The sequence below is a fragment of the Streptosporangium sp. NPDC002524 genome, assembly GCF_040295985.1.
GTDB lineage: Bacteria > Actinomycetota > Actinomycetes > Streptosporangiales > Streptosporangiaceae > Streptosporangium.
In genome coordinates this window covers 62,690-75,140 of record NZ_JBEOWK010000010.1, presented here as the reverse complement: position 1 = coordinate 75,140, position 12,451 = coordinate 62,690, and the positions used below count along the sequence as shown (strand labels likewise).

The window sequence follows — 12,451 nt, the reverse complement described above, 5'->3', positions numbered from 1 at the left end:
GGCGGGAAAATATAACGGGTTCCGGAGGCATGTCGTTTGTGTGCCAAGCGTCTGTTCCTGGTCTGACGTATTCGCCGTGAGGAGCCCGAAATGGCCGGAAAGCTCATCGTGTCCATTCTTCTCGCGGTGATGGCCGGGAGCGGTGCGGGGACGGGGATCGGCGGGGCGGCAGCCGCCGAGACCGATCTCCGGACGTCGGCGGCCGCCCCCTATCCGCCGTCCATCGACTTCGCCTTCACCGCCGCGCGCCTCGCCGCCGATGCCGAGGACGTCCTCGACGACGCGGAGGCCATCGCGGCCGAGGCCGAGGCCGTCGCCTCCGCGGCGGAGGCCGTCGCCACCGCCGTGGAGAACATCGCCGGTGTCGTCGGGGGAGCGAACTTCGGCCCCCAGCGGGCCGCCATCGCCTCGGCGAGGGCCGAGCTCCGCGCCGCGCTGGACGGCGAGGGCGGCGAGGCCGTCGCGGCGCGGGTCGCGCCCGCCGCCATGGGTCTCGTCTCCGCGTCCCGGCGGCTCGCCTCCGGCGCCGGGATCCGCGCCGGCAGCGAGAGCAACGGCAGCGAGAGCAACGGCAGGGCGCGGGGCGGCAGCGCGAGCAACGGGACCGAAAGGGGCGGCAGCGCGAGGAACGGGGCCAAGGGGAGTGCCGCCGAGAGGAGCGGCTCCTACGCCGCGTCGCTCGCCGCCAGGGCCGAGAAGATCGCCGCCAGGGCCAGGGACATCGCGCGAAGGGCCAGGGAGATCGCCGGCAGGGCCGGGGACATCGCCACCGAGGCCGGTGGCATCGCGGTCCTCGCGGCGCCGTTCGACTCCGCCGCCGTGGTGGTGGCCACCAGCGCCGCGCGGGTGGCCACCGAGGCCGAGGAGATCGCCAAGGCCGCCGCGCGTCTCGCCTCCGCCGCGGAGTCCCTCGCCCTCGCCGCCAGGAACCTCGCGCGCCTCATCGACGACGCCGAGGACGACGGGGGTGACGGCGACGGCTTCGGTGACGGCGACGGCGTCGGCTTCGGAGGATGCGGCGACGGCGGCGACTGCGGTGGCGGCTGCGAGGAGGGCGCCGAGGGGTGCGTCCGCGAAGCGGCGCTGGACACCGGAGACGGTGCCGGGCTGCCCTTCACCGGTACGCCCCTGGCGGCCGTGGTCGCGGTGGGCGCAGGCCTGCTGGTCGCCGGGGCCACCGGCATCCTGATCTCCGTGCGGCGCCGCCGATCCTCCAGTGCCGCCTAGGACTCCGGTGCCGCCCAGGTCCGGGGGGCGCCGCCGCGCCGTCACGGCCTGCCTGCTCGTCCTCGCGGTCGCCGTACCGGCCGGGGGCTGGTCCGCCCATCTCGGCCTGAGCGTACGGGACCACCTGGAGGCGACCGCGAGCGCGTTGCTCCGGCTGCGCGCGGCGGTGAGCGCGGGCGAACCGGGTCTCGTGGCGGGACCGCTCGCCGAGGCGCGGCGGCACGCGGCCGAGGCGCGGCGGCTCACCGCTGGCGCGGACTGGTCGGTGCTCGCCCACGCGCCGGTGCTGGGGGACGCCGCGACGACCGTCCGGGCACTGGCCGAGGGGGTCGCGGAGCTGACCGACGTGCTGGACGGCGTCCAGCGGGCGGGCGCGGCGTTCATCGCGGCGGGCACGAACTCGTCAAACACACCTTCGTCAAACACACCTTCGTCAGGCACGCCTTCGTCAGGTACGCCTTCGTCAGGTACGCCTTCGTCAGGCACAGACTCATCAGGCACACCTTCGTCAGGTGCGCCATCGTCAGGCACGCACTCGCCGAGCACGCACTCGCCGGGCACGTCCTCGCCGGGCACGTCCTCATCGGGCGGTCCGAGGCGGCTGCTCGCCGTCGCGGAGACGGCGGTGCCGGTCCTCGACGACGGCGTCACCCGGCTCGCCCGGGTGAGCGCCCGGCTGGCGGCCGTCCCCGCGCACACCGGCGTGGACCGGCTGGACCAGGCGCGCGGTACGGCGCTGCGCGAGGTCGACCGGCTGCGCGCCGGGCTGGGCGACGCGGCGGACGCCGCCGCGCTGCTCCCCGCGATGCTGGGCGGCGACGGCCCGCGCCGCTACTTCCTCGCCTTCCAGACCAACGCCGAGGCGCGGGGCACCGGGGGCCTGGTGGGAGCCTTCGGCATCCTGAGGGCGAACCGCGGCCGGATCGCCGTCGAGCGGCTCACGCCCAACAACGGGCTCGCCGCCAGCCCCGTCCCCGTCGCCGACCACGGCCGGGACTTCCGCGGGCGCTACGGGCCGGGCGCGGCCAGGATGCTGTCCGTCTCCAACCTCTCCCCGCACTTCCCGTACGCCGCGGCCACCTGGACCGGGCTCTGGGAGCGGCAGGCCCGCACCCGGCTCGACGGCGCCGTCGCCACCGACCCGGTCGGGCTGTCGCACCTGATGCGGCTCACCGGCCCGATCACCCTGCCCGGCGGGGAGCGGGTGACCTCGGGGAACGTCGTCGACCTCACCGAACGGGTGGCCTACGCCCGCTACCCCGACCCCGTGGCGCGCAAGCGGTTCCTCATCGAGATCGCCCGCGCCGTCGGCGAGGCGCTGCCCGGACTCCTCACCGACCCCGCCCGGTCGCTGCCCGTGCTGTCGGCCATGGTGGGCGACCGGCGGCTGCAGGTCTGGAGCCGTCACGAGGCCGAGCAGCGGTTCCTGGCGCGTACCCCGGCCGGCGGCGTGCTGCCGTCGGGGCCGGGACCTTTCGCGGGACTGGTGGTCAACAACTCCGCGGGCGGCAAGCTCGACTACTACCTGGACCGCTCCCTCGACTACGAGCTGGGCCCCTGCAGGGACGGCCTGCGCTCCTCGACCGTCAGAGTCAGGCTCACCAACGACGTCCCGCCCGGGACACTGCCCTCCTACGTCACCGGCCGGCTCGACTCCCCCCGCGGCCAGCACACTCCCGGCTCCAACCTGCTTTGGGTGTCGCTGTACGGCGGGCTCGGCGCGAAGGTGACCGAGGCCAGGCTCGACGGCGACCGGGTGCCGGTCGTACGGGAGACCGAGCGGTCCCACCCCGTCTACTCGACCATGCTGGAACTCGCCCCCGGGCAGTCGAGGACCCTGCGGTTCGACCTCACCGAGCTCGCCTCGGACGAACCGCCGCTCGTTCCCGTGCAGCCGCTCGCCCGGCCGCAGCTGACCCACGTCACCCAGGACTCCCGGGGTTGCGCCCCCTGACGGTGGGACCTGTTTAAGTCTCTTCACGCCTCTTCATGGCTGTCCCGGTACGCGCGCCGGGACAGCGGTCCGGTTCGCATGCGTCGCTACCGCCGTCCGTTTTGCGTGCGCGCCGGGACAACCGGCCGGTTCGCCGTGCGCCTCGGTATAAAACAGCAAAGAGGGGTGCGCCGCGGACGGCGGCGGACCGAAGGTGACCTAGTCTCCGGTCATGAAGGCTTCGCCGTGGACCGCCGGGAGCGCGCACAGCCTCGTGACCGGGGAGGACGACGCGGACCTCGGGGGCGAGGAGAGCGCCTGGCCCGGACACGAGGGCTGCGGCCCGCGCTGCTGGCGGGAGGTCCACCGGGCGTGGACGCCGCAGGACGGCGTCCGCTTCCGCGTCCTGTTCGTGTGCACCGCCAACATCTGCCGTTCCCCGCTGGCCGAGCGGCTGACCCGCGCGGCCCTCGGGCCGTGCCCGGCCGTCCAGGTGACCAGCGCGGGCACGCACGCGCGGCCGGGCACGGAGATGGACGGGCACACCGGACGGACGCTGGCGCGCCTCGGCGGGGATCCCACGGGCTTCCGCGCCAGCCTCCTCACCCCCGAGATGGTGGCCGGCGCGGACCTGGTGCTGACGGCCACCCGCGCGCACCGGGCGGAATCGGTGGCCCTGCATCTCGCGGCGGCCACGCGGGCCTTCACCATCGCCGAGTTCGGCGCGCTGGCGCGGGCCGTGCCTCCGGAGGAGGTCGTCCGGCACCGCGACCCCGTGCGGCGGGCCTGCGCCCTGGTCGACGAGGCGCGGGCGCTGCGCGGGCTGGTGCGGGTCGGCGGGCCCGACATCGCCGACCCTTACCGGCGTTCCCGGCTGGCCCACCGGATGGCGGGCCGGCGCGTCGCCCGCGCGCTCGCCGTCCCGCTCCGGCTGTTCACGCATCTGCCGGAGTCCTGACCTTGGGCCTCGCGCCTGCCCTCGTGCCGCTCCGGCTGTTCACGCACCTACCGGAGTCCTGACCTCGTGCCGCTCTGGCCGTTCACACACCCACCGGAGTCTTGACCTCGGGCCTCGCCTCGTACCCGCCCTCGTACTCGTAGCCGAAGTACGTGCTGTTCTTGATCGGGACGAAGTTCAGCACGGTGCCCACCACGCGGGCGTTGATCGACGCCAGGAGTTCCGCGGCGCGGACCATGTGCTCCCGGCGGGTCTTGCCGTGACGGGTGACGAGGAGGGTGCCGTCGCAGAGCGCGCTGAGCGTCGCGGCGTCGGTCACCGGCAGCACCGGCGGCGCGTCGATGATCACCATGTCGTACGTCTCGGACAGCTGGGCCAGCACCTCGCGCATCCCGCTCGAACCGAGCAGCTCGCTGGGGTTCGGCGGGATCTGCCCGCTCGGCAGGACGGACATGCCCGGCTTCCCCCAGACCTGGACGGCCTCCTTCAGGCTCGCCTTGTTGATCAGCACGTCCGTCAGGCCCACCGTCCCCTCGATGCCGAGGTAGCCGGGGATGGTCGGGCGGCGCAGGTCGCCGTCCACCAGGATGATCCGCCACCCGGCCTGGGCCAGCGTGATCGCGAGGTTCGTGGAGGTCGAGGACTTCCCCTCGCCCGGCAGGCAGCTGGTGACCACGAGCGACTTCGGCTGCCGTTCGACGCCGATGAACTGCAGGTTGGTGCGCAGCGTCCGGAACGCCTCGGACCGGGTCGAGCGCCCGCGGTTGCGCAGGATCAGCGGGTAGCGCCTGGCGTCCCGCTCGTAGCCGATGATCCCCAGGGTCGAGCTGCCCGACGCCTTCTGCAGCACCTCGGAGGTCTTGATGGTGGTGTCCAGGTGGTCGTGCACGATGATGACGGCCGCCGCCGACAGCAGCGCGATCAGCATGGCCGTCACCAGGTTGACCACGGGCCGGGGACTGACCGGCTCCCTGGGCACGTCCGCCCAGTCCACCAGCGTGACCTTGACGGTCGGACGGCTGGCGGGGGTGGGCCGCTCGATCTGGTCGATGAGCTCGGTGAACCGCGCGCCCAGGGCGTTGGCCAGCCCGGCGGCCCGCTCGGGGTCGGGGTCGCCGACCGTGGCGCGCAGCAGCACGGTGCCGGGGACGGCCTCCGCGGTGATGTTCGCCTGCACGCGTTCGACGTCGTCCGCGGAGGTGATCTGGCCGACCACCCGCCGGCTGGAGAGCAGGGTGGCGTACGAGTGCACCCGCTGGGCCGACAGCATCCCCGCCTGGTACGCGGTGGAGAGGCTGCCCTCCCTGTCGTGACCGGACACCAGCATGGATATCGTCGCGACGTACTTCGGCGGCGTGCCGGACGTGACGGCGAGGGCCGCGCCCGCGCCCAGGAGCAGCGCGAGGAGGATGAACATCCAGTTCCTGCGCCCGAGCCGGGCGTAGTGGAGCATCTTCACTGGATCAAAGCCGCCTTTCGTGGACTTTCCGCGAGATTCCAGCGGGCTGGGCCGCCGGCGGGACGTGCGCGCCCCGCAGCAGGCCGGCGAGGGCGGCGGCGATCACGACCGCCACGGCCAGCGCGGCGGGCGGCGGCACCTCGCCCAGGACCGTCGCCAGGTGGAGGGCGCCGGTGACCGCCGTGATCGCGCCCAGCGTGGCCGCCGTCGCGCGCGTTCCCAGGCCGATCCGGCGCAGCCGGTGGGACAGGTGGTCGGTGCCGCCCCGCAGCGGCGAACGGCCCGCCAGCGTACGGGAGACGAGGACGACGCAGGTGTCGACCGTCGCGACGAAGACCGGGAGGAACAGCCCGGCGGCGGTGGCGGCCAGGGGCTGCCCCATGACCAGCAGGACCGCCGAGCAGGCGAGCGTGAATCCGACGAACAGCGATCCGGAGTCGCCCATGAACACCCTCGCGGGCGCCCAGTTGTGCGGCAGGAACCCCAGGCCCGCGCAGGCGAGCGCGCACAGCGGCACCCCGAGCGCCGCGTACCCCTGGAGCAGGGCCGTCGCCGCGAGGAGGCCGGCGGTGACGGCGGTCACGGTCCCCAGGGCGCCGTCCATGTTGTCCAGCAGGTTGAAGGAGTTCGTCATCACGACGATCCACGCCACCGTGAGGAGGTCGTCCAGCCAGGTCCCGGTCACGGTCACCCGGACGCCGGAGACCACCACCCCCGTCGCGGCCACGGTCTCCACGGCGAGCCTGGTGGCCGCGGGCAGGGCGCCGATGTCGTCGATCAGGCCGAGGACGGACACCGCGGTGGCCGCCATGAGGATCGCGGTGATCTGGAGGTCGCCGAACCCCAGCACGAGCATGGTGGGCGCGACCGTGCCCAGCATGATCGCGATGCCGCCGAGGTAGGGCGTCGGGCGGGCGTGGGCCTTGTACCCGCAGGACCCGCCGGGACGGTCGACCAGGTCCCAGCGCAGCGCGAGGCGCCTGAGCGGCACGACGGCCACGGCGGTGAGAACGCAGGCCGCCCCCGAGGCGAAGGCGATCGCCCCGCTCACCGGGGGAGCGCCGGATCCCCCGACGCCTCTCCGATGATCTCCGTGAGGATCTCGTCGAGAGCGCGCCGCGGGACCCACCCGGTGAGCGCGCGGAGCTTCGAGGTGTCGGGAACCCTGCGGGTCATGTCCTCGAACCCCCGCTCGTAGGCCTCGGAGTAGGGGACGAGCTCGATCCCGGAGGTGGACCCGGTGAACTCGATGATGAGCTTCGCCAGCTCCATGATGCTCACCTCGTCGGCGGAGCCGATGTTGAAGGTCTCGCCGACGGCGGCCTCCTCGTCGAGCAGCCGCAGCAGCGCGTCGACGACGTCGGCGACGTGCGCGAAGCAGCGGGTCTGCGTCCCGTCGCCGAACACCGTCAGCGGTACGGCCGAGAGCGCCTGCCGGACGAGGCTCGGGACGACCATCCCGTAGCTCGGGCTCTGCCGGGGCCCCACGGTGTTGAACAGCCGGACGATGATCGTCGGCAGGTCGCGCTCCTTGTGGTACGCGTTGGCGAGGATCTCGTCGACGGCCTTCGCGGTGCTGTAGGCCCAGCGGACCACGGCGGTGCTGCCGAGGACGCGGTCGGCGTCCTCGCGCAGCGCTCCGGAGGAGTTCTTGCCGTAGATCTCGCTCGTGCTGGTGATCAGGATCTTCTTCCGGTACCGGTGCGCGGCCTCGATGACGATCTCCGACCCCCTGATGTTGGTCGTCAGGGACCGCAGCGGCTGCTCGACGATCAGCTTGACGCCGACCGCGGCCGCCAGATGCACGACGACGTCGCACCGGTGGACCAGCTCGTCGACCATGAGCTCGTCCAGGACCGAGCCGTGCACGAAACGCAGGCTCGGGTGCGGCCGGAGGTTCTCCAGCCGCCCCGTCGAGAGGTTGTCCAGGACGACGACGGAGTCGCCACGGGCGAGCAGGGCGTCGGCCAGGTGCGATCCGATGAATCCGCTGCCCCCCGTTATCAGGTAGCTGGTCTGTGCTGTCTCGCTCACGGGCTCCTCCTCATCACGTGCTTGGAGATCTGGGTCGCCGGAGGGAAGGGGCGTTCACACCGGCATGCCGACCTCCGCGTCGACGCCCGGGACCCGTCCCTTCTCGAACCAGGCCACCGTCGTGCGGAGCCCGTCCTCGAGCGAGACGGGACGCACGTCGGGGAACAGCTCGCGAAGCAGGCGGGAGGAGGCCTGGGACTCCCGGATGTCGCCCCTGCGCGGCGGCAGGGAGACCGGCTCGACCACGCGGCCGACGATCTCGGCGAGGAGGTCCATCAGGTGCCGCAGCGAGACCCGGGTCCCGAACGCCAGGTTCACCGGCTTCGCGCTCGTCACCTGGCGGGCGGCCGCGTCCGTGAGGACCTCGGTCACCGACCTCACGTAGGTGAAGTCCCGCGCCTGCCCGCCGTCGCCGTGCAGCGGCACCGGCTCACCCCGCAGCGCCGCGGAGACGAACGCGGGGATCACCGCCGCGTACGCGTGACCGGCGGTCTGCAGCGGGCCGTAGACGTTGAAGAAGCGGAACGGCAGCACCGGCAGGCCGTAGCTGTGCGCGTAGGCCAGCGCGTAGGCCTCCGCGGCGAGCTTGCCGGCCCCGTACGGGCTGAGCGGCCTGGCGGGCAGGTCCTCGTGCTTGCGGGGCTCGGGCCGGTCGCCGTACACCGAGGACGACGAGGCGAGGATCACGTGCGGCCTGCTCGCGCGGCACGCCTCCAGCAGGTGCAGGGTGCCGGTCGCGTTGACGGCGTGCGAGGCGAGCGGGTCGGCCAGCGACCGGGGCACCGACGGCCTGGCGGCGAGGTGGATCACGTGCGTGACACCGGCGATCAGGTCCGTCAGCAGGTCCCGGTCCAGGATGCTGCCCGTCACGATGTCGGCCTCGACGCCGTCGAGGTTGGCGAGGGACCCGCTGCTCAGGTCGTCCAGCACCGTGACGTTCCCGACCTCGGGCATCGCCGCCAGCGCCCGGCACGTGTGCGCGCCGATGAACCCGGCGCCGCCCGTCACCAGCACCCTCATCGGACGCTCTCCCGCGCGCTCGGGCGCCGCCGGGGCGTCTCGCACAGCGACCGGTAGAGGTTCTCGGTGTCCGAGACGAGGCGTTCCAGGCCGAACGCGTACGTCGTCCAGTCGCGGGCCGAGACGCCCATCCGGCGGGCGAGGCCGGGATCGGACAGCAGGCGGACGGTGTGCGCCGCCAGCTCGTCCGGATCGAGGCTCGACGACAGCAGGCCGGTGTGCCCGTCCCTGACGACCTCGGCGACGCTCCCCACCCGGGTGGAGACGGCCGGCGTGCCCGCCATCCCCGCCTCGGCGAGCGTGACCGGGGTGCCCTCGTTGTCCGAGGTGAGCAGGACCACGTCGGCGGCGGCGTAGACCGTCTCCACGTCCTTGCGCCAGCCGAGCAGGTGGAAGGAGTCGCGGATGGTCTCGACGTCCCGCTCGACCTGCCGCCTGAGCTCGCCGCCGCCGCACATGACGAAGTGGCAGCCGGGGATGCGGCCGAGCACCGCGCGGGCCACGGCCACGAACCGGTCGGGCCGCTTCACCCGCGTCAGGCGTCCCACGTACGCCACCACGGGCGCGTCCTGCGGGAGCCCGAGGGCCGCGCGGGCCGCGCCGCGCTCGGGGACCGGCCCCAGCCGGACGCCGGGCGGGATCACCACGTACTGGTCGGGGCGGCCGATCCCGGCCTGGAGCAGCTCGTCGCGCACCTGCGACCCGACGGTCACCAGCCGGTCGGACACGCGGGCCAGGAGCCGTTCGGTCCTGACGTAGAGGTGGCGTCTGGGCGGGGAGAAGTAGCCGCGCAGGAGGTGGCCGTGGAACACGTGCACCCGGGCCGCGCCGGTCCCCGACAGGCAGGCGGCCACGCGTCCCAGCGTGCCCGCCTTGGTGGTCCTGGTGTGGACGACGTGCGGGCGGAACCCGCGGATCGCCCTGGTCAGCTCCGACAGGGCGCGGTAGTCGTCGGCCGGCCGGATCGACCGGCCGAGCCCCGGGACCCGGTGGACGCTCACCCCCGAGTCCCGCAGGCGGAGATGGTCGCCCTCGCCGCCCTCGACCTGGCCCGTGTAGAGGCGGTGGTCGAACTCCTCGGGGTCCAGGCCCTCGCACAGTCCCATGACCTGGGTGGCCGGACCGCCGACATTCATGCGTGCGATGATCTCCATGACACGAATCCGACCGTCCGGCTTCATTACTGGCTCCTCGGTGATGGGCCTGGTCACTTCGGAGAAACTAACCCTCTTCTTGATCCGTTCACCGGTGCCGTCACGCCGGCGGCGGGATCCTTTGCCTTCTCCCCGCCTGAATATGATCAAAGTCCCTCACGGCCGCGCGCCCCACCGGGAACCGCCGGTGGTCCACCGGTGATCCGCCGCAGCACCGCGAGCCAGATCCCCGCGCCGAGCACCGCGAGCGCGAGCGACCCCCAGGCGAACCCCAGGGCGGTCCGTACGGTGTCCGGGGCGGCCAGACCGGCGGCGAGGAGCGCGCCGAGCAGGAGGGTCACCTCGGCCGAGAGGTAGCCGAGCCGCCAGCCGGGGCGGCCCACGGCGAGGGCGAGGGCGTTGGACCAGCACACCGTCGTCCGCACGCACGCCGCCGCCGTGAGCAGCACGGCCACCGTGCCGATCCCGGCGTACTCGGGCCCGTAGACCAGCCGGAGGGCCTCCCCGGTGAACGGCAGCGCGACGGCGAGGGCCGCCGCCGCGGCTCCGGCGAGGATCCGGGTCGCGCGCACGACGTCCCGCCTGATGAGCGTCCCGTGGTCCTCCAGCGCGGCGGCCCGCGCGAGGCGGGGGTAGAGCATCGAGGCGACCGGCATGGTCAGGGCCGCGTACAGGCGCCCGGGAGCCGACGCGACCTTGACGACGGTCACGAGGGCGGGACCGCCGGCGATGCCGGCGACCGTCAGGAGCCCGGAGTCGGACACCTCGGCCACCGACGTGCCGACGGACGCCTTGAGGGTGAAGGCGACCAGACCGGCCGGCAGCGGGACCCGCGCGCGTGCCGGTCGCGTCTCCGGTCGCGTCTCCGGTTCCGGTCCCATTCCCGGCCCCGTTTCTGGTCCCGTCCCAGGTCCCGTCTCCGGTCCCAGCTCCGCGAGGAGCGCCCGCGTGCCCGCCGCGGAGAGGACCACCGCGGAGACCAGCGCGCCCGCCACCTGGCCCAGCAGGTAGGCGATCGGCCCGCCCGCGAGCAGCCCGCCCGACGACAGCCCGAACGACAGGACCGCGCACCGCACCCGCAGCGTTCCGTACGCCCGGAGCCGGTCGGCCAGCGCGAAGCCCGCGCCCGCGGTGCCGTTCGACGCCGTCACCCCCCTCGCGACGACCGCGAGGGCCAGCATGGACGCGAACTCGCCCGTCGCGAACCCCTCCAGCCGCGCCGCCAGCACCCCCGCGAGCACGACGCCCGTCGACGCCAGGCCGATCGCCGCGTCCCAGCGCAGCAGCCGGACGAACAGCGCCGAACCCCGCCCGCTCCGCAGCTGCTCGACGGGGACGAACCGCTGGGCGGCGTTCTCCAGGCGGGGGTCGCACAGCAGGAACAGGACCGTCGCCAGGGACTGCGCGAAGATGACCTGCCCGGAGTTCTCCGTCCCGGCGAGCCGGACCAGGACGATCACGTTGAGCGAGGAGACGACCGCCTCGACGAGACCGGCGGCCGAGAGCGACGTGAACGTCCGCACGTGACGCCCGCCCGGCGGCCGCCAGCCGCGGACCGCGTGCCCGAGTGCGCTGACCATGGCCTACGAGCAGACCTCGTCGTACAGGCCGTCGAACCAGCGCGCCGCCCGGCCGATGTCCACCAGCGCGGCGCTGTCGCGCGCCCCCTCGCGAAGGCGGGCGTGGACCTCCGGGCGCATCGCCCGCAGGACGCCCTCCGCCAGCGCCCCGGCGTCGCCCGGCCTGGTGAGCAGGCCGTTCACGCCGGAGACGACCAGGTCGGGCACGCCGCCGACCGCGGTGGACACGACGGGGACGCCCGCGGCGAGGGCCTCCATCACGACGACCGGCAGCCCCTCGTGACGGGAGCTGAGCACGAGGAGGTCGGCGGCGGCGATGAGCCGTCCGGCGTCGGGGACGTGCCCGAGCAGGCGGACGCCGTCCAGGCCCAGAGCGCCGACGCGGCGCGCCACCCGCTCGTACGAGGGCCCCGACCCCGCCAGCAGGAACAGGGCGTGCGGGGCTCGCGCGGCGACCCTCGCTGCGGCCTCGACCAGCAGCCCGTGGTCCTTCTGCGGGTGGAAGCTGGCGACGTGCACGACGAGGAACGCCTCCCCGGGGACGTCCCACTCCCGCCTGGTCCGCGCGGCGAGCGCCGCCCAGCGGCGCTGTCGCGCCACGGGGACGCCGTGGACGCGGACGGACACGCCGCGGGCGCGCCGGGCGGTGCGGGCGCGGGCCACCTCGGGGGAGACGGCCACCGTCCGGGTGTCCAGCCACCTCGTCGCCCGGTCGAGCAGGGCCGTCGGCAGGCGGTAACGCACGTTGTGCACCGTCGAGATCAGGGCGGGACGCGGCCTCCACAGCCGCGACAGCGGCCGCAGCACCGACGCGGGAAGCGGGGAGTGGACGTTGACCACGTCCGGGCGCGCCCGCCTGACCGCGAGCACGAGCCCGGCCAGGCGCAGGGGGGCCGGGCAGGAGGTGAGGTCGACGACGTGCACGCCGGCCGACCGCAGGCGTCCCGCGAGCAGCTGGGTGGAGGCCCGCAGGCACACCACGGTGTAGCGCTTGCCCGTGGGAGGCGCGGCGAGCAGCCGCTCCACGAGCAGGACCTCCGCGCCGCCCACGTCCAGCGTCTTGATCACCTCGCACACGTGGCGCCC

10 protein-coding genes are annotated in these 12,451 nt (G+C 74.1%); 3 read left to right on the top strand and 7 right to left on the bottom strand.

What is annotated here, in order from left to right:
- Positions 1-90 precede the first annotated feature (90 nt).
- The 3 genes from ABT053_RS18895 to ABT053_RS18875 all read left to right on the top strand — a co-directional run bounded on the left by ABT053_RS18895 (position 91) and on the right by ABT053_RS18875 (position 4,118).
- Entirely contained in the window at positions 91-1,227 is a 1,137-nt protein-coding gene (locus ABT053_RS18895; RefSeq protein ID WP_350970376.1) for a hypothetical protein, read from the top strand.
- Between the two features lie 7 nt (positions 1,228-1,234).
- Positions 1,235-3,181 carry a DUF4012 domain-containing protein gene (locus ABT053_RS43475; RefSeq protein ID WP_502991798.1) on the top strand — a complete coding sequence of 649 codons (1,947 nt, stop codon included), beginning with the start codon at positions 1,235-1,237 and terminating at the stop codon, positions 3,179-3,181.
- 211 nt (positions 3,182-3,392) lie between these two features.
- Positions 3,393-4,118, top strand: a complete 726-nt coding sequence (locus ABT053_RS18875; RefSeq protein WP_350970375.1) for an arsenate reductase/protein-tyrosine-phosphatase family protein — start codon at positions 3,393-3,395, stop codon at positions 4,116-4,118.
- 82 nt (positions 4,119-4,200) lie between these two features.
- Here the strand turns inward: ABT053_RS18875 and ABT053_RS18870 are convergent, their stop codons facing one another.
- From ABT053_RS18870 to ABT053_RS18840, 7 genes are all read right to left on the bottom strand, one after another.
- A complete protein-coding gene (locus ABT053_RS18870) occupies positions 4,201-5,571 on the bottom strand; it encodes a tyrosine-protein kinase domain-containing protein (RefSeq protein ID WP_350970573.1) in 1,371 nt (456 codons plus the stop codon).
- Between the two features lie 10 nt (positions 5,572-5,581).
- Complete coding sequence (locus ABT053_RS18865; protein WP_350970374.1) at positions 5,582-6,628, bottom strand: glycosyltransferase family 4 protein; 1,047 nt, start codon at positions 6,626-6,628, stop codon at positions 5,582-5,584.
- On the bottom strand, positions 6,625-7,611 hold the full coding sequence (locus ABT053_RS18860; RefSeq protein ID WP_350970373.1) for an NAD-dependent epimerase/dehydratase family protein: 987 nt from the start codon (positions 7,609-7,611) through the stop codon (positions 6,625-6,627). Before ABT053_RS18860 ends, ABT053_RS18865 begins: the two co-directional genes overlap by 4 nt.
- 54 nt (positions 7,612-7,665) lie before the next feature.
- Positions 7,666-8,631: an NAD-dependent epimerase/dehydratase family protein gene (locus ABT053_RS18855; RefSeq protein ID WP_350970372.1), complete on the bottom strand. Its 966-nt coding sequence runs from the start codon at positions 8,629-8,631 to the stop codon at positions 7,666-7,668.
- A complete protein-coding gene (locus ABT053_RS18850; RefSeq protein WP_350970371.1) occupies positions 8,628-9,785 on the bottom strand; it encodes a glycosyltransferase in 1,158 nt (385 codons plus the stop codon). The genes ABT053_RS18855 and ABT053_RS18850 overlap by 4 nt, the downstream gene beginning before the upstream one ends.
- A gap of 146 nt (positions 9,786-9,931) precedes the next feature.
- Positions 9,932-11,365 (bottom strand): lipopolysaccharide biosynthesis protein, encoded by a 1,434-nt coding sequence (locus ABT053_RS18845; RefSeq protein WP_350970370.1) that lies wholly within the window; start codon positions 11,363-11,365, stop codon positions 9,932-9,934.
- A gap of 3 nt (positions 11,366-11,368) precedes the next feature.
- Positions 11,369-12,433, bottom strand: coding sequence for a glycosyltransferase (locus tag ABT053_RS18840; RefSeq protein WP_350970369.1), 1,065 nt, complete (start codon positions 12,431-12,433; stop codon positions 11,369-11,371).
- Between the last annotated feature and the right edge of the window lie 18 nt (positions 12,434-12,451).